Below are 17,161 nucleotides of genomic sequence, written 5' to 3'. Positions count from 1 at the left end.
AAACTGTGCTAGAAGTGGTCGGATCATGCCTTTCGATCCGCATCTTCCCACCCGCAGCCAGCTCCGCGCCGACCAGCGCGCCATCGGCTGGTGGCTGCTTGTTGTTGCCGCCATGATCTGGGCGATGGTGGCGCTGGGCGGCGCCACGCGGCTGACGGGCTCCGGCCTGTCCATCATGGAATGGGCACCGCTGTCCGGCACCCTGCCTCCGTTGTCGCAGGCCGAATGGCAACGGCTTTACGACCTTTACCGCACCATTCCCCAGTATGAGCTGGTCAATCAGGGCTTCGGCCTGGAAGGCTTCAAGCAGATCTTCTGGCTGGAATGGGCCCACCGGCTCTGGGGCCGCCTGATCGGCCTCGCCTTTGTGCTGCCGCTGGCCTGGTTCTGGCTGCGGGGCCGCATTCCGCAGGGGCTGAAGCCGCGCCTTGTGCTGCTGCTCCTGCTGGGGGGCGCGCAGGGCGCGGTGGGCTGGTTCATGGTGACCTCGGGCTTCGAGGCCGACCGCACTGCGGTCTCGCCCTACCGGCTGGTCACGCATCTGGGGCTGGCGCTGCTGCTGTATGGCCTGGTGCTCTGGACCGCCCTCAACCTGTTCCGGCCGGAACGCAACGCGCCGGAGCATCCCGCCGGGTTGCGCCGCCTCGTGCATGGCACGGCCGGGCTGCTGGTGCTGGCGATGCTGGCGGGCGGCTTTGTCGCCGGCATCCATGCCGGCCTCGCCTACAACACCTTTCCGCTGATGGAAGGCCGGTGGGTGCCCGAGGGCTATGCCGAGCTTTCCCCCTTTCTGTTGAACTGGACCGCCAACATCGCCGCGGTGCAGTTCAATCACCGCCTGCTGGCCACCCTGGCCGGCGCCGCCGCCCTTGCGGCCGCGTTCTGGGGCATTCGGGTCCTGCCCGTCGGCTTCGCGCGCGGCAGCCTCCTGGCGCTTGGCCTCGTGGTGGCGCTGCAATACGCGCTGGGCGTGGCGACGCTGCTGCTGGTGGTTCCGGCCTGGCTGGGCACGCTGCACCAGACGGTGGCGGTGGGCGTGCTGACCGCCGCGCTGGCCGCTCTGCATGCCCTGCGCCGGCCGCGCCACGCCGCGCCGGTTTCCAGGACCCGCGCATGACCACGCCCCCGGCCCGCATGGAGGCCGGCGAGGCCGAGGCGGCGCTCCGCCTCGTGCTGGCCATGCCGGCCGCGGTGATGGTGTTCGATTCGACACAGCGGCTGATGCTGCTGAACGACGCCGCCCGCGCCCTGCTGGCCCTGCAGGAAGGCGAGGACCTTCGCGGCAGCTGCCGGGAACCGCTGATCCGCCGCCTCGCCTATCGCGGCCTTTACGGCAATGGCGACCCCGAGGCGCATGCGCGGGCGGTTCTGGAGATGGGCGCGGACCAGCCGCCACGGCGCCTGGTCTGCGCCACCGATGGGCGTTGGTTCGAGATCGCACGGGTTCCGCTGCCAGCCGGAAGCTGGGCCACCCTGTTCACGGATGTCACCCAGCACCGCCAGGCCGAGACGGCGGCGCGGGAACGGCTGCACCTGTTCGGCACCGCCCTGCGGCAGAACCCTTCCGGCATCGCCATCTATGACCGCCAGCAGCAATTGCTGCTGTTCAACGAAGCCTATGAAACCCTGCTGGAGCTGCCGGCAGGCACCCTCCGCCCCGGCCTCGCCTTTGAGGCGGTCACCGCCCTGGCGATCAGGAATGCGCCACTCGACCCGGAAGCGCTGGAATTCTTTGCCGCTCTCGGCAGCGCCGACCGCAGGCAGCGCTTGCAGTTCGTCCGGGCGCAGGCCGGTGGCGTGGCCGTGCGTGCCACCACCCAGCCCCTGCCGGATGGCGGCCTCCTGGTGGCGCTGGAGGACGTCACGCTGCTGCGCAAGGCAGAGGACGAGGCCAAGCGGCGCGCCGCCATGCTGGACGGCATCCTGGCGGCCCTGCCCTATGGCGTGTGCGTGTATGGCCCGGATCACCGGCTGCGCATGGTCAATGCCGCCTTCCGCGGCATCCTCGGCGATGACGAGGTGATCCTCGGCGAGCACCTGCTGGACATCCTGCGTCGTCGCGAGGCGGCGGGCGGCTATGTCACGCCCGAACCGCCCGAGGAGGTGTACAAAAGGCAGTTCCACTTCGACCGCCCGCCCACCACCCGCCTGCGGATCGATGGCACGGTGCTGACCGGCCGCACCGCCCCCCTGCCGGATGGCGGCCATATCTCGGTGATCAGCGACGTCACGGCCCTGCAGCGGGCGGAAACCGAGGCGCAGCAGCGCGCGGCCCTGCTGCAGGTGATGATGGACAACATGCGGCACGGCGTCTGCCTGTTCGACCGCGACAGCCGGGTGGTCGCCGCCAACGCCCTGGCCTGCAGGCTGACCGGCCTCACTCCGGAGGAACTTGCTCCGGGTGTTTCGTTGCAGGAACTGCGCCGGCTGCAGTTCGAGCGCGGCCAGTTCGGCACCGGCCCGGAAGCGGAGCGGATCTTCCACACCCGCGCGGGCGGCGTGTTGCGGACCCTGGAAACCTTTACCCGCACCACGGCGGATGGCCGGGTGATCGAGGTCAGCACCGATCCCACGCCGGATGGCGGCTTTGTCCGCATCTACACCGACGTGACGGCGGAGCGGCAGGCATTGTCCGAGATCGAGCAGGCGCGCGCCGCCGCCGAGGAAGCCAGCCAGGCCAAGACCCGCTTCCTGGCCACAATGAGCCATGAGCTGCGCACGCCGCTGAACGCCGTGATCGGCTTTTCCGAGGCCCTGATCGCCGATCCCTCTCCCCAGCAGGTGGCCGAATTCGCGGGCAGCATCCTGGAAGCCGGCAAGCATCTCCTGTCGTTGATCGACGAGGTTCTGGCCGTGGCCAGGGCCGACACCGGTGCCCTTCAGATCGAGACCCGCGCCCTGCTCCTGCCCCCGGTCCTCGAAAGCGTGGTGCGGCTGATGCGGCCCTCCGCCGATGCCGCCGGCATCACCCTGGTCCTGGAACCGCCGCCCGAGCTGCCGCGGATCCGCGCGGATGAGCGACGGCTGCGGCAGATCCTGCTGAACCTCCTGGCCAATGCGGTGAAGTTCACGCCATCCGGCGGCGAGGTCCGCATGGCCGCGGCGGCGGGGCCGGAAGGGGTGGAGGTCACGGTCAGCGATTCGGGCATCGGCATGGCGCCCGAGCAGGTCGAGCGGGCCTTCGAGCCCTTTGTGCAGTTGGAAACCAGCCATGCGCGCCGATATGGAGGCTCCGGCCTCGGCCTCTACCTGGCCCGGGTCCTCGCCCAGGCGATGGAAGCCAGCCTGACCCTGGACAGCAGGCGTGGCGCGGGCACGATCGCCCGGCTGCGCCTTGCCACCGCCATGCAACCGCAGGAGCAGACGGCATGACCGCCCTCGACACCACCGACCGGCTGTTCTTCCGCGAGCTGGACCAGGCCGCCGCCGAGCGCCTCACCGCCGGGGCCCTCGCGGGCGCCGAGGATGGCGAGCTGTTCCTGGAATATGTGGAAAGCGAGGCGATCAGCCTGGATGATGGCCGCATCCGCTCGGCCAGCTTCGATGCCACGCGCGGCTTCGGCCTGCGCGCCGTGGCCGGGGAGGCGGCCGGCTACGCCCATGCCGGGGATATCTCGGAAGCCGCCCTGCAACGCGCCGCCGCCACGGTGCGGGCGGTGGCCTCCGGCCATTCCGGCCAGCTCGCCCTCGGGCCGCGCGCCACCAACGCCCGGCTGTATGACGCCGCCAATCCACTTTCGGCGGTGGAATTCCCCGCCAAGACGGCGCTGCTGGCAGCCATCGACGCCTATGCGCGCGGCCGGGACAGCCGCGTCACCCAGGTGATGGCGAGCCTGTCCGGCGAATGGCAGGCGGTGCAGATCATCCGCGGTGATGGCCAGCGCGTGGCCGACCTGCGGCCGCTGGTGCGGCTCAATGTCAGCGTGGTGGTGGAATCCGGCGGCCGGCGTGAAAGCGGCATGCATGGCATGGGCGGCCGCGTTTCCTATGACACCGTGATGAGCGAGGCCGCCTGGAAGGGCGCGGTGGAGGAAGCGCTGCGCCAGGCGGTGCTGAACCTGGAAAGCATCCCCGCCCCGGCCGGGGAGATGGAGGTGGTGCTCGGCCCCGGCTGGCCGGGCATCCTGCTGCATGAAGCGATCGGCCACGGGCTGGAAGGCGACTTCAACCGCAAGAAGACCTCCGCCTTTGCCGGACTGCTGGGCCAGCGGATCGCCGCGCCGGGCGTCACGGTGGTGGATGACGGCACCATCGAGGGCCGCCGCGGCTCCCTCACCGTGGATGACGAGGGCACCCCCACCGGCCGCACGGTGATGATCGAGGACGGCATCCTGACGGGCTTCATCCAGGACCGGCAGAACGCCCGGCTGATGGGCGTGGCGCCCACCGGCAATGGCCGGCGGCAAAGCCATGCGCATGCGCCGATGCCGCGCATGACCAACACCATCATGCTGGGCGGCGACAAGAACCCGGAGGAAATCCTGCGCTCGGTGAAGCGCGGCATCTGGGGGGTCAATTTCGGCGGTGGGCAGGTGGACATCACCTCCGGCAAGTTCGTGTTCTCCATGTCCGAGGCCTATCTGGTCGAGGACGGCAAGGTGACGGCGCCGGTGAAGGGCGCCATGCTGATCGGCAACGGGCCGGATGCGCTGACCCGCGTCACCATGGTGGGCAACGACATGTCGCTCGATCCCGGCATCGGCACCTGCGGCAAGCAGGGCCAGGGCGTGCCGGTGGGCGTCGGCCAGCCAACGCTGAAGATGACCGGGCTGACCATCGGTGGCACCGCCGTCTGATCCTTCGCCGCGCCTCGCTCGGCCGGACGAGGCGCCGGCGCTGGCCGCGCTTGTCCGGCGCGCCTATGCCCCCTGGGTGCCGGTAATCGGTCGCCCGCCCGCCCCCATGCAGGATGATTACGCCGCGCGGATCGCCGCCGGGCAGGCCTGGGTGCTGGAGGAGGACGGGGTTCTGCTGGGGCTGGTGGTGATCGAGGAACACCCCGCCTGCCTGTGGCTCGACAATGTGGCGGTGGACCCGGCGCGGCACGGGGCCGGCATCGGCCGCGCCCTGCTGCGCTTCGTTGGCCGGGAAGCGCGGCGGCGGGGCCTGCCCGAGATCGGGCTGATCACCAACGAGAAGATGGCAAGCAACATCGCCCTTTACCGGCGCCTCGGCTTCACCGAGCGCGGGCGGCGGTTGGAGAAGGGTTTCCACCGGGTGGAGTTCCGCATCGCGGCTGGGCAATTGCTGGCTGGATCACCCGGCTGAGGCAGGCAACTTCCGCCACCGCCATCCGCTGACAGCCCTGCCGCGCGGCGGAGCGGCCGCAGGCCGGGGGGGCGCGGAGATGAAGCTTTTTCTCGACCTGGACGGGGTGCTGGCGGATTTCGACCAGGGCGTGAAGGCCATCACCGGCAGGCCGCCGGAGGATCTGCCGGTGAGGACCATGTGGGCCGCCCTGGCCAAGGCGCCGCGCTTCTTCGAGACCCTGGCCTTCATGCACGACGCCGAGGTGCTGTGGCGCTTCTGCGCGCCGCACCACCCCACCATCCTGACCGGCCTGCCGATGGGAAGCTGGGCGCCGGCGCAGAAGAAGCGTTGGGTGGCGCGCATGCTGGGCGCGCATGTGCCGGTGATCACCTGCATGAGCCGCGACAAGCCGCGCTGGTCCGGCCCTGGCCATGTGCTGGTGGATGACCGCGCCTCTGCCGCCGAGGGTTGGGAACGCAAGGGCGGGGTGTTCATCCACCATGTCTCGGCGGCAAGCTCCATCGCGGCGCTGCACCGGCTGGGCTTCGGGGGCCTGGGCGGTTCCGCGCGCGATGCGCACGGATGACCGGGCGGCAAGGTCCCCGGAACCGGAGCCCCGGCGCCGGCAGGACTCGGTTTCCGGTGGTTCGTGCCGCTGCCAGGCGGCGTCAGGCGTCGCTGCCCGCCTGGAAGTTCCGGTTTTGCTGCGACACGCTGCCGATCTGGCGCGGATCAATGGTTCCCCCGGCCACCCCGCTGTCGATCACCCGCATGCCCTGATGCGCGGTGCGCCCGGCGCTGGGATGGTGCCGAACCCGGTTCGCCTGCTTCATCGCCAGGGCACGCCGCGCGGCCTCGCCCTGGCGGCCACGGCGCGCCGCGTCCTCCTGGCGGGCGATCTCGCGGTTCACCCGCTTGAGCGCCGATGCGAAGACCTGTTTCTTTTCCATGAGCCCGGTGCTGTCGGGCGCGGGGTTGGCGCCACGCGGCTCCGCCTTGCCGCGGTTCTCGCGGCGCCGGGAACGGCTGATGTCGCGTGCCTTGTCCCGGAAGCCGCGCAGGCTGCGCGCCACCGCGATCAATTCCTCCCGCGGAAGGCCGCAGATCACGGGATAGCGGCTTCGCTCCACCGCCGCGAGTTCGGCACCGGTCAGGATACGGCGTTCCAGGGCAATCGGATGGCTCACGGCGTCCTCCTGTTGAAGCGCCGCCGGCCCAGGCCGGCGGCAATCAACATGACAAAACGTTCATGTGCCCAGGGTTTCAGTTCGCCCCGGATGCTCCGATGGCCGTCTTCCGTGCCTGGGCACGGCGCGACAGCATGTTCAGCCCCTCGACCAGCACGGAGAAGGCCATGGCGGCGTAGATGTAGCCCTTCGGCACATGCGCCCCGAAGCCCTCGGCGATCAGCGTCATGCCGATCATCATCAGGAAGGCCAATGCCAGCATCACCACGGTCGGATTGCGCTTGATGAAGCTGGCCAGCGGGTTGGCGGCCAGCAGCATCACGGTGACGGCCACCAGCACCGCGATCACCATGATCGGCACATGCGGCGTCATGCCGACGGCGGTGATGATGCTGTCCACCGAGAACACCAGATCGAGCACCAGGATCTGCCCGATGGCCGAGCTGAAGGACAGGCTGGCGGCCTTGCCGGCGAACATGTCGCCTTCCGCCGGCGGGTCCACATTGTGGTGGATCTCCTTGGTCGCCTTCCAGACCAGGAACAGGCCACCGGCGATCAGGATCAGGTCGCGCCAGGAGAAGGCATGGCCGAACAGCTCGAACACCGGCGTCGTGGCGCGCACGATGAAGGCGATGGTGGCGAGCAGGCCAAGCCGCATCACCAGCGCCAGGCCGATGCCGATCCGGCGGGCGCGCTCCTGATGCTCCGGCGGCAGCTTGTTGGTGATGATCGAGATGAAGATCAGGTTGTCGATGCCGAGCACCACTTCCATGGCGATCAGCGTGGCCAGCGCCACCCAGGCGGCCGGATCGGCGGCAAGTGCGAGAAGCGAATCCATCAGGAAGTCCCTTCAGGGAGATGAGGCGGGGCAAACACGCGGACGACCTTCGGCAGGAGCCGGAAGCGCGCGGGCGTCATGGCTTTCAGCTCGCCATCGGTGTTGATCGGCATCGGCCGGCGGGTCCGCACCTCGCAGCCGGTGGTCTGGAAGGCGCGCACATCCCGCCACTGGCCCTGCGTGCCGCGTCGCAGATAGGGCAGCAGCGCCAGAAGGCGCCACCAATGGTCCAGCTCCAGGCTATAGACATCGAGCCTGCCGTCATCGGGCCGGGCCTCGCTCGCCACCGTCATGCCGCCGCCATAATGCCGCCCATTGCCCACCGAGACCTGGATGGTCCGGGCCCGCTCCTCGATGCCGTCATGCCCGATCCAGGCGGTGAAGGGGCGGGAACGGCGCAACAGCCGGAAGGCGGCGATGGCATAGCCGAGCTTTCCCCAGCGCGCCTTCACCTCCTTCCCCAGGTCGCGCGCCAGCTCGGCGCTGAACCCGATGGAGGCGACGTTGAAGAAAGGGATGCCATTCACCTCGCCGAGGTCGATCGGCCGCGGCGGCATGCTGGCGATGATCCGCGCCGCCTCCACCGGGTCGGGCGGGATGCCGAGGCTGCGCGCCAGGTCGTTCGCGGTGCCGAGCGGCAGCACACCGAAGGGCAGGCCGGTTTCGATCAGCGCGGGAGCGGCGCCGTTGAGCGTTCCGTCGCCGCCGCCCAGGATCACCGCGCCGAAACCCTGGCCGGCATGGGCGCGGATCAGATCGGCGGCGTTCCCGCCGGGGGCGCAGGAAGCCTCGTGCAGCGTCCAGCCGGCTTCCCGCAACACCTCCAAAGCCTCCTCGATGGCGGCGCCGCCATTGCGGGCGTTGCGGTTGACGATCAGCAAGGCACGCCGCGCCCCGGCCGTGGCTTGGGCATCCATGGCCGCCACAGGCCTTTGCTGCATGATGAACCCTCTTCCATCCGCCACCCGCGGCCAGGATGCGCCGCCGGCGGCGCAATGTGCAAAGCCTCAGTTGGCCGGTGGTTTCCGGCAACTGTTGCGGCGCGGTGGCGTCTCTGCCCTATCCAGCCCGCAGGATGCCCGATGCCTGGCTTGCTTGATTTCCGCCATCTGCGCGCCCGCTTCGGCTGGGGCCAGTTCGTCATGCTGTCCGCGCTGCTTTGCTGCGCGCTCGGCCTGCTGGGCTTCGCCTGGCTGGTCGATGAAGCGCTGGAAGGCGGCACCCGCGCCTTTGACGAAACGATCCTGCTGGCCCTGCGCAACCCGGCCGACCGCGGCGACCCGATCGGGCCGTTATGGCTGGAGATCATGATGCGCGATTACACGGCGCTGGGCAGCCACGCCGTGCTGATCCTGATCGGCATGGTGGCGCTCGGCTATATCCTGTTTCTGCGCAAATGGGCCTCGGCGCTGCTGCTGGCGGTGTCCTTTGGCGGGGGCATGCTGATCAACGGCCTGCTGAAGCAGGGCTTCGACCGCTCGCGCCCCGATCTGGTGGCGCATCTGGCCGAGGTGCACACGGCCAGCTTCCCGTCCGGCCACGCCATGCTTTCGGCCACCTGCTACCTGACGCTGGGCACCCTGCTGGCGGGAGTGACGGAGGCGCGGCGGCTGAAGGCCTATATCCTCGGCATCGCGGTCACCCTGACGGTGATCATCGGCATGAGCCGGGTTTATCTTGGCGTCCATTGGCCGACCGACGTGCTGGCCGGCTGGGCATTGGGCGCCGCCTGGGCCATTGCGTGCTGGCTGGCGCTGCGGATCTGGGTGGCATGGCAGGACCGTGCAGGGTCCGGCCGAAGCGCGGGCGGCCCTTCGGCCGGCGCCGGCCTCGCCCCGGAAGGCGAGGCCCGCCCCAGCGGCCGGAGCAACCCAGCAGCGCCCTGCAAGCACTAGGGTGCTTTCCACCCCGCCCCTCCCGCGGCGCCCCGGGGGACAGGGGCGGCAGGCCCGGCCTAAAGGCCTGGCTCCCGCTGCCAGCCTTGGTCGCGCATGCAGCTCGCCACCACGCTGTCGCGCAGCCCCGCATTGGCATCCCGCGTCTGGTATTCGGGCCATTGGAAGCGGCCGCCATCCTGGCGGCAGGCGCGGCCATCGGCGGTGCATTCGGTGCGGGACGGGATCCAGTAGCCGGAACGGGCCACGCTGGTTTCCCAGATCGGCGGCACCTCGGCTTCCGCCCGTGCTTCGCACTGGCGCAAAGCGGATCGTTCTTCCGCACCGGACGCACCCGGCTTGCTCCAGCCGGCGCAGGCGGACAGGAAAAGAAGGAGGCAGCAGGCAAGGCTGTTCCGGTGCATCGACACGGAGGCTCCCGCGATGGCTGGTGATGCCCTATCATATAGGACCCGGCCGGCTCGCGGTCGGGCCTGGTGCCGGCCCGGCCCGCGAGGCGGCTAAGGTTTTCCCGTTCCATGCCCCAGGGACAAGCGCCGGGCCATACATTCATCTTCCGCGCAGGCTCCGCTACCGGTCCGGCGGCTTCGCACGCTTTCTGCAACGAATTGGTCCGCCGGATGATCTTTTCACAACTTGCAGTTGCGCTCCACGAACGATCCGTATACCCACTTTCTTGTGAAGCCAGCATTTCAATTCAGGGGATGCGGAACGCTGGCGAAGATAGCCACGCCTGCCGGGTGGAATGTCGCTAACTCGATGACCAACCTCGTCCAACAGCGACGCCGTCTTTTGACCGCCGCGATTGCGATCCCGGCGCTGGTCTTCGCCGCAGCGGCGGCCTGGAACCGGGCCGAGGTGCTACGCGACGGAACCGACGCCGTCACGAGAACGGCGATCGTCATGCATGAGCACGCCGCCAAGGTGTTCGATACGGCGGACCTGATCCTGGCCCATGTGGATGACCGCACAAGAACAATGAGCCGGGAGGAGATCGCGAAGCCGGAAACAAGCGCCTTCCTGATGCGGACCATCGCCCCGCTGCGGCAGGTGGTGTCCGTCTGGATCACCGATGCCGACGGCTTCATGCAGGCGGGCAGCCAGCCCTGGGGCAATGAAAGGCGGATCCTGGAACGGCCCTTCTTCAAGGCCCACAGGGACGATCCGGGACCAGGCACGCGGATCAGCTCCCGGTTCGTCGGGCGTGCCACGAACACGGCCTCCTTCGCGGTCAGCCAGCAGCGATTCTCCTCCGACGGGCGCTTCGCCGGCATCATCCATGTCGCGCTGAGTCCCGAGTATTTCGAGAACTTCTACAAGGAGGTCGTTCCCCCCTTCACCCATGCCGCCGCCCTGGCGCGCAGCGACGGCTCGGTTCTGGCGCGCGAGCCCCGGAACCCCGATGGCCAGGCCATGGTCTATGGGGAGGATCATCCCTTTCGTGCGGCCATGCGCCAGGGAGAAAAGGCCGGGCTGCACCGGGCCACGCTGGCAAACGGCAAGGAAGTCATCTTCGCCTATCGCCAGGTCGGTTCCCGCCCGGCCTATGTCACCTATGCGGCGGACAGTGAGGCGCTGCTGCACCGCTGGCGCCACAACCTGGTCACCTATGGCATCGTGGCGCTGGCGGCATCCCTGGCGCTGATCCTGGTGTCCCAGTTCACCCTTCGCCGCATCCAGGCGGAGCGGGCCGCGCTGCGGCTCGCCGCCACGGAAAGCGAGCGCCGGCGGGCCATGGAGGAGCGCCTGGGGCAAACCCAGAAGATGGAGGCCCTTGGCCAGCTTGCCGGGGGTGTGGCGCATGACTTCAACAATTCCGCCGCCATTGTTCTGGCCGGCCTCGAACTGCTCCAGAAGCGGCATGGCGCGCTGCTCGCCAGTGGCGGCGAGGAGGTCCACCAACTCGTCTCGGGCATCCGGGAAGGCGCCGAACGCGGCGCCTCGGTGACGCGCCGCCTTCTGACCTTCTCCCGCCGCGAGGAGCTTCGCGCCAGGGCCGTCGATCTTGCGAAGCTCTTCGAGGAGCTTCGCGCCGTGCTCGCGATCAGCCTGCCGCCAGGCCTGACCTTGCTGACCCGGCTCCAGCAGGGCACGCCGCGCGCCTTTGTCGATCCGGGGCAGCTCCGGACCGTCCTGATCAACCTGGTGATCAACGCGCGCGATGCCATGGCCGGGCAGGGCTCGGTGACGCTGGGGGCGGAGCCGGTCCGGATCGCCGCCGGACAGGCGCATCCGGGCGGCCTCGCCGCCGGGCATTACGTGCGGCTCTACGCCGCCGACACCGGCATTGGCATGGACAAGGAAACGCTGGAACGCGCGACGGAGCCGTTTTTCACCACCAAGCCCCAGGGCCAGGGCACCGGCCTGGGATTGTCCATGGCGCACAGCTTCGCCGTGCAGTCCGGAGGAGCGATGGGCATCGACAGCCGCATCGGGCATGGCACCACGGTTTCCCTTTGGCTGCCCGTGGCGCCCCCCGCCGATGCCACGGCGCCGAGGGAAAGGCAGCTGGCGGACAGCGCGTGATCCGGCCCGGGCGCCCGGCCGTTCCTGCGCGGCCATTCCGGCTGACGGACGCCACCTAGGCGATCTCCCCCTTCCCCCGCATACTCCCGCACAAGCCCGCCCCGTGCAGGACCGGGCAGGTGGAAGGGTGGATACGAATTGAGAATGCCTTTGTGGGTCAGCGCGCTGGTCGCCACCCTGATTGTCCAGACTGTCAGCTCCTTCGCCTCCACCGCCGTTCCGCTGCTGGGCCCGCCGCTCATGGCCCGGGCCGGCCTGCCGCCGGAAAGCATCGGCCTTGTTTCCGCCATCACATCCGCCGGCATCTGCTGGTGCCTGGCCTGCGGCGGCCCGATGCTGGGCCATCATGGGCCGGTCCGCACCCTGCAGATCGGCCTGGCCTGCACGGCCGCCGGCCTGTTCGCATTGTCGCAGCCCCTCGGCCTGCTGGGATTGCTGGGGGCGCTGGCGATCGGCTTCGGCGTCGCCCCGAACACGCCGGCGGGCAGCCAGATCCTGATCCGCACTGCGCCGCCCCGCCACCGCACGCTGATCTTTTCGATCAAGCAAGCCGGCGTTCCCCTCGGTGGCGCGCTGGCCGGGCTGGTTGTGGCGCCCTTGATGCTGGCCCAGGGCCTGCCCGCGGCCCTCGGCATCATCATCGCGGTGACGCTGCTCACCATTCTCGTGGTGCAGATCTTCCGCCGGCGCCTGGACAAGGACAGGGGCGAGGGCCAGCCGGGCTGGGCGCGCGCGCTGCTGTCCCCGGCGGTGCTGGCGAGTTCCGTCCGCAGCCTGCGTTCGCACCCTTCCCTGCCGCTCCTCACCGCGCTCGGCGCCTCCTTCTCGGTTGTGCAATCCTGCCTGATGGCCTTCACCGCCACCTATGTGGTTGCCCGGCACGGCGCTTCGCTGGCCGAGGCCGGCTTGATCGTGGCGGTGATGCAGGGCGCCAGCATGCTGGGGCGGGTGGCGATGGGCTGGGTGGCGGACCGCACAGGCAATGCCCTGCGCCACCTGGCCTTCCAGGCTGTCATCTCAGCGCTGGCGGTGGGGCTGCTGGCGGCCACCGGCAATCAGGAACCGTGGATGCTGTATGGCTGTGCGGCGCTGGTTGGGATCACCGCCATCGGGTGGAACGGCGTCCACATCGCGGAACTGGCCCGCGTCGCGCCGCCGCAGCTGGTCAGCGACGTGACCTCGGCCGCGAGCCTGTTCGGCTTCGTGGGATCGGTTTTCGGGCCGCTGGTTTTCACCCTTCTGGTGAGCTGGAGCGGAAGCTACGGCCTGGCCTTTGCCGTGGTCGCGGCTCAACAGGCATGCTTCGGGCTGGTGGCGCTGGCCTATCTGCGGCGCTGATCGCCAAACGGGCAACTGCGGAAGCCGGCTTGCGGACGCCGCCGCAGCGGGGCGATGCCGCCCCAAGGGAAGATGGTGGTGATATGCCGGGTGAGGGGATCGAACCCCCGACCTTCGGTTTACAAAACCGCTGCACTACCGCTGTGCTAACCCGGCATTCCGTTGCAAAGGCTGGCCCTGTGCCGGCCCGCCTTTCATTCGCCCCCGCGGGTTGAACGTCATCCAACCGCTTGTGCTGAAGCGTTCCCCTTCTCCCCGTTTTGGCCGTGGTTTTCAAGACCCGCGACTCACCCGCCGCCCTGGGCCTGGAGCCGCCAATGGCCTTCATTGAGAAGCGCAAGCCGCCTGCGATCCGGCGGATACCCTTGCTGAAACCGGCTGCCCGCTTGTCGGGGAAACAGAAATTCGCCCGATGACCCCGTGCCGATTGGCCCTGGCGCGTCATGGCGTGCCACATGTATTTGTGATGGCGTTGCGTGTTTCCGCGCGCAAATCGATCAACCGGCGGCCCGTCGCTGATTGGCGCGGCAATCAGGAATGCATGACGGATCGACTCGCATGAAGCGTAATTTTGCGAACATTCAGGCAATGCGGGGCATTGCCGCGCTTCTGGTGTGCCTTGTCCATTCCGTGGCGATGCCTGTCAGCGTCGGGATGGATCCCGTGGTGCCGTTCCTTGGAGCGGTGGGACCGGCAGGGGTGGATCTGTTCTTTGTCATTTCCGGGTTCATCATCGCCACGGTGGCGGACCAGGCGGGTGACAAGGCCGCTTCGAGGGGCCGCTTCAAGATCGCCCGCGAATTCGCCTTGAAGCGGGTGGCGCGGGTTTATCCCATCTACTGGGTGGTCTTCATCCTCGCGGTACTGGTCAGCCCCTATATCTTCCTGGCGCCCTCCACCGTTCCCGAGCGGCCGCTTTGGCGTCTTTTCCTGCTGATCGACACCAACAACAACAAGATCATGGCCGCCTGGACCCTGGTGTTCGAGCTGTATTTCTATCTGGTGGTCGGGGCTCTACTGCTGCTTGCGCCGCGCCGCATCTTTCACGGAATCCTGGCCTGGGCCTCGGTCACGATCATCCTCCTGGCCTATTTCGAGGTGACAGGAAACCCATGGCGCTTCGCGGTTCCGTTCAGCCCCGTGCTCATCGAGTTCATGCTGGGGACAGCGATCGCCTATGCCCTGAAGCAAGGAGTGACCGGCCACGCGCGCATGGCGATCGCCGCGGGCGTGCTGCTCTTCGCGGCGGGAGCCTATGCGAACCATTCCTTTGGCGACTGGCGTCCCTGGCACCGGACAATCGCCTTTGGTCCGGCGAGCGCGCTGATCATCTACGGCGTTGTTGCTCATGAATTGAAATACGGGTGGACCTTTAAACGCCCGTGGCAGCAGCTCGGCGATGCATCCTATTCGCTGTATATCTGGCACCAGCCGATGTTCTTCGGCATGCTTGCCATCTCGCAATGGCTTGGCCTGTTCCGGCACCTGCCCGGCATCGCCATTGTTCCGGTCTGGATCATGATCGTGCTGGGCTGGAGCATGCTCAGCTTCCACTGCCTGGAAAATCCGTTGCGGAAATGGCTGGAGGGGATCATCACCGGCCGCCGCGGAAAGGCCGTTGGAGAGGACGGCGCCGTCCGCGTTCGGGGGAGGCCGGTGGCTGCCTATGGCCTCGGGGCCATGGCATGCTTCCTGATCGCCTTCCTGGGGCTTGGCGGGTACGCCTATTCGCAGCGCAGCGCCTTCGCCAGCGCCGGACAGGCGGCCCAGCAATTCGAACAGGCCATGTCCGCGAACCGGATCGGCTTGGCCCAGGCCGCCGCGTCCCTGGGCCTGTTGCCGGACGGGGCCTTGCGCAGCCATGTGGACAATGCCGGCAGGCCCATGCCACAGACCATCCAGCTTCAGGGATGGGCCGCGGACACCAGCGGGAAGCGCCGCCCCTTACAGATCATGGCGTATCAGTGCGGGCGATATCTGGGCACCGTTTCGCTGCGCCAGCCCCGGCCGGATGTGACGGCCGTGCTCAACATCCCGGACGACCGGCATGGATTCACGGACAATTTCGCGGCGCGTCCCGAGTGCGAGGCCGGAATGGTTGAGATGCTGATCCTCACCGAGGATCAGCGCTTCGCCGTGCAGTCCGGGATCATGCCTTGATGCCGTTCACATCCAGGTCCCGCGGCTCGGGAGCTGTTCAACCATTCAGGTGAGCGGAGCGCCGCTCAAGGCGCCTGTTCGTCGATCCACGCGCAAAGCGCGGTCACGCCACGCTCCACGCTCCATTGCGGCGCCCAGCCCAGCTCCGCCTTGGAGCGGGTGATGTCGCCCGAGGCGGCGCGCACATCGCCATTGCGGAACGCGCCATTCACCACGGGTTCCGGCGCGCCATAGATGCGCGCGATGATCGTGGCGAGCTGGCGGATGCTGGTCGCCTCGCCGGAGCCGATGTCGTAGGCGCCGGCGGAAGGAATGGCCCCCGTGGCCATCCGCACCACGGCCGCCGCCACATCGTCGATGAAAACAAAGTCGCGGATGATCTCGCCATCCTCGTAGAGCGGGATGACCTTGCCCGCCTTGGCCAGCCGCGCGAAGAGCGAGACGATGCCGGTATAAGGATTGCTCAGCGACTGGCCCGGACCATAAACGTTCTGGAGGCGCAGCAGCCCCGTCTCGACACCGAAGGACAAGGCCCAGGCGCGGAGCACCATTTCCTGCGTCAGCTTGGTGGCGCCATAGATGCTGGTGGGGCGCGGTTCGGTGCGGGTCGCCTCGAAGGGCAGGCAGGTCAGCCCAGGGAAATCCCACTGTCCGGCTTCCAGCATGGCGCGGGAGCGCTGGCCCGGATAGCTGACATGGCCCTGCGCATCCCTCCATGCGCCCTCCCCATAGACGGCGCGGCTGGAGGTCAGCACGACGCGGCCGGGAATGCGGTCATGCCGCACAAAGGCATCCAACATCTGCGTGGTGCCGACAACATTGACATTGGCGTGGCGCGTGCCCTCGGTGAGGGACTGTCCGGTGCCGGTCTCGGCGGCGAGATGGATGACCGTGTCCGGCCTGAAGCCCGGCAACAGCGCATCCCAGGTCTCGGCCAGCGTCACATCGCCTTTCACCAGCTCCACGGACGGGTCCAGCGCGGCGGGGCGCGTTTCCGTCGGGTGGATCTGGGGATGCATGTTGTCCAGCGCGACGATGCGGTCGAACCGATCCTTGAGGAGCGGCGAGATGGCACAGCCGATGAAGCCGGCGCCGCCGGTGATCAGACAGTTTCGGGTCATAGACGGCTTCCCAGGACGATGTTGAGCATGGCGGCCTCAGCGATCCCCGCGTGAGCGGAGATGGCGCAGCGTGGCGGTGCGGTAGACGGGGCGCAGGGCATGGACCAGCCGCGGGAGGCGGTGTCCAGCGGAGCGTTTCACGGCCAGAACAAGGGCGGCCAGGCTTTGCCGCACGCTGGAAGACTGGGAATAACTGGCGTTGCGCCAGTTCTCGACAATACGGACCCGATAGCCGAAATCGGCGTTGGGCAGGGCGGCTTCCAGCTTCTGCAGCTTGTATTCCAGCATGCCGTAGTTCCAGCCGGCGCTGTGCGTGCTGATGATCTGCTGGGTGGTGAAGCCCGCATCCTGCGCGACATAGCAGACCATGCGCTCCAGCGCATGGCCGAGGGCCCCATCCAGGGGATAGGGCTCGTCCTCGAAATCGGTCCATGTCCAGGGATGGGCGAAAAGCTTGCGCAACGCCCGGGGCCGGAACCAGAACATGCCGCCATAGACCGCGGTGGGGGGCGTCGCCTCGATCGGAGTCTTCAGGCCGAGCATCGCCGCCAGGGCTTCGACGCGCGGCCGGTTGCCGAGCCAGCCATGCCCCAGCGTGCCCAGCGAGATGTGCATGATGGGCGGCACGGCGACACCGACCCAGGGCTTGTCCCGGAACAGGTCCAGCACATTGGTCGTGTAGCCCTCGCTGTTCAGCAGGTTCTCGACCGAATGGCGCTTGAACAGCTCGGCGCGGCCGCTGTGCAGATGCGGCGACTTCTTGGTATGAAGCCGGCAGACGGCGGTGTAGCGGTCATCGAGGAACAGGTCGCGGCAGGCGATGAACAGGGCCGACATGTCGCGCCC

At 68.5% G+C, this 17,161-nt stretch carries 15 protein-coding genes and 1 tRNA gene; 9 read left to right on the top strand and 7 right to left on the bottom strand.

What is annotated here, in order from left to right:
• Positions 1–25 precede the first annotated feature (25 nt).
• The 5 genes from F0Q34_RS18065 (at position 26) to F0Q34_RS18045 (ending at position 5,836) form a co-directional block, all read left to right on the top strand.
• A complete protein-coding gene (locus F0Q34_RS18065; protein WP_149813654.1) occupies positions 26–1,117 on the top strand; it encodes a COX15/CtaA family protein in 1,092 nt (363 codons plus the stop codon).
• Entirely contained in the window at positions 1,114–3,372 is a 2,259-nt protein-coding gene (locus tag F0Q34_RS18060; RefSeq protein ID WP_149813653.1) for a sensor histidine kinase, read from the top strand. The genes F0Q34_RS18065 and F0Q34_RS18060 overlap by 4 nt, the downstream gene beginning before the upstream one ends.
• Positions 3,369–4,796 (top strand): metalloprotease TldD, encoded by a 1,428-nt coding sequence (gene tldD / locus F0Q34_RS18055; RefSeq protein ID WP_149813652.1) that lies wholly within the window; start codon positions 3,369–3,371, stop codon positions 4,794–4,796. The genes F0Q34_RS18060 and tldD overlap by 4 nt, the downstream gene beginning before the upstream one ends.
• Positions 4,780–5,268 (top strand): GNAT family N-acetyltransferase, encoded by a 489-nt coding sequence (locus F0Q34_RS18050; protein WP_149813651.1) that lies wholly within the window; start codon positions 4,780–4,782, stop codon positions 5,266–5,268. Before tldD ends, F0Q34_RS18050 begins: the two co-directional genes overlap by 17 nt.
• Positions 5,269–5,347: 79 nt before the next feature.
• The gene (locus F0Q34_RS18045; protein ID WP_149813650.1) at positions 5,348–5,836 is read left to right on the top strand and encodes a hypothetical protein; all 489 of its coding nucleotides are present in this window, start codon (positions 5,348–5,350) and stop codon (positions 5,834–5,836) included.
• 82 nt (positions 5,837–5,918) lie between these two features.
• Here the strand turns inward: F0Q34_RS18045 and F0Q34_RS18040 are convergent, their stop codons facing one another.
• The 3 genes from F0Q34_RS18040 to F0Q34_RS18030 all read right to left on the bottom strand — a co-directional run bounded on the left by F0Q34_RS18040 (position 5,919) and on the right by F0Q34_RS18030 (position 8,216).
• Positions 5,919–6,437 (bottom strand): hypothetical protein, encoded by a 519-nt coding sequence (locus F0Q34_RS18040; protein WP_149813649.1) that lies wholly within the window; start codon positions 6,435–6,437, stop codon positions 5,919–5,921.
• A gap of 76 nt (positions 6,438–6,513) precedes the next feature.
• The gene (locus F0Q34_RS18035; protein WP_149813648.1) at positions 6,514–7,275 is read right to left on the bottom strand and encodes a TerC family protein; all 762 of its coding nucleotides are present in this window, start codon (positions 7,273–7,275) and stop codon (positions 6,514–6,516) included.
• On the bottom strand, positions 7,275–8,216 hold the full coding sequence (locus tag F0Q34_RS18030) for a lipid kinase (protein ID WP_241665568.1): 942 nt from the start codon (positions 8,214–8,216) through the stop codon (positions 7,275–7,277). The genes F0Q34_RS18035 and F0Q34_RS18030 overlap by 1 nt, the downstream gene beginning before the upstream one ends.
• Before the next feature lie 141 nt (positions 8,217–8,357).
• Here F0Q34_RS18030 and F0Q34_RS18025 point away from each other — a divergent pair, with 141 nt between their 5' ends.
• A complete protein-coding gene (locus F0Q34_RS18025) occupies positions 8,358–9,170 on the top strand; it encodes a phosphatase PAP2 family protein (protein WP_206668084.1) in 813 nt (270 codons plus the stop codon).
• A 59-nt stretch (positions 9,171–9,229) separates the two neighbouring features.
• Here F0Q34_RS18025 and F0Q34_RS18020 read toward each other — a convergent pair whose 3' ends face one another.
• Positions 9,230–9,580, bottom strand: a complete 351-nt coding sequence (locus F0Q34_RS18020; protein ID WP_149813647.1) for a hypothetical protein — start codon at positions 9,578–9,580, stop codon at positions 9,230–9,232.
• Positions 9,581–9,929: 349 nt separating this feature from the next.
• On the opposite strand from F0Q34_RS18020, the gene F0Q34_RS18015 reads away from it, so the two are divergent.
• Together F0Q34_RS18015 and F0Q34_RS18010 are read left to right on the top strand one after the other, a co-directional pair.
• Positions 9,930–11,696 (top strand): hybrid sensor histidine kinase/response regulator, encoded by a 1,767-nt coding sequence (locus F0Q34_RS18015; RefSeq protein ID WP_149813646.1) that lies wholly within the window; start codon positions 9,930–9,932, stop codon positions 11,694–11,696.
• Positions 11,697–11,840: 144 nt separating this feature from the next.
• Positions 11,841–13,034: an MFS transporter gene (locus tag F0Q34_RS18010; protein WP_149813645.1), complete on the top strand. Its 1,194-nt coding sequence runs from the start codon at positions 11,841–11,843 to the stop codon at positions 13,032–13,034.
• Positions 13,035–13,118: 84 nt separating this feature from the next.
• On the opposite strand, the gene F0Q34_RS18005 is transcribed toward F0Q34_RS18010, so the two are convergent.
• A tRNA-Thr gene (locus F0Q34_RS18005) sits at positions 13,119–13,190 on the bottom strand.
• A 402-nt stretch (positions 13,191–13,592) separates the two neighbouring features.
• On the opposite strand from F0Q34_RS18005, the gene F0Q34_RS18000 reads away from it, so the two are divergent.
• Positions 13,593–15,194, top strand: a complete 1,602-nt coding sequence (locus F0Q34_RS18000; RefSeq protein WP_161600938.1) for an acyltransferase family protein — start codon at positions 13,593–13,595, stop codon at positions 15,192–15,194.
• A gap of 65 nt (positions 15,195–15,259) precedes the next feature.
• On the opposite strand, the gene F0Q34_RS17995 is transcribed toward F0Q34_RS18000, so the two are convergent.
• The gene (locus tag F0Q34_RS17995; RefSeq protein ID WP_149813643.1) at positions 15,260–16,315 is read right to left on the bottom strand and encodes an NAD-dependent epimerase/dehydratase family protein; all 1,056 of its coding nucleotides are present in this window, start codon (positions 16,313–16,315) and stop codon (positions 15,260–15,262) included.
• A gap of 36 nt (positions 16,316–16,351) precedes the next feature.
• The coding region (locus tag F0Q34_RS17990) for a rhamnan synthesis F family protein (protein WP_206668083.1) at positions 16,352–17,161 on the bottom strand (810 nt) is incomplete at its 5' end.

Source organism: Teichococcus oryzae (assembly GCF_008386565.1).
Taxonomy (GTDB): domain Bacteria; phylum Pseudomonadota; class Alphaproteobacteria; order Acetobacterales; family Acetobacteraceae; genus Pseudoroseomonas; species Pseudoroseomonas oryzae.
Note: the sequence above shows the minus strand (reverse complement) of the source record. Positions and strands in the feature narration are given on the sequence as shown.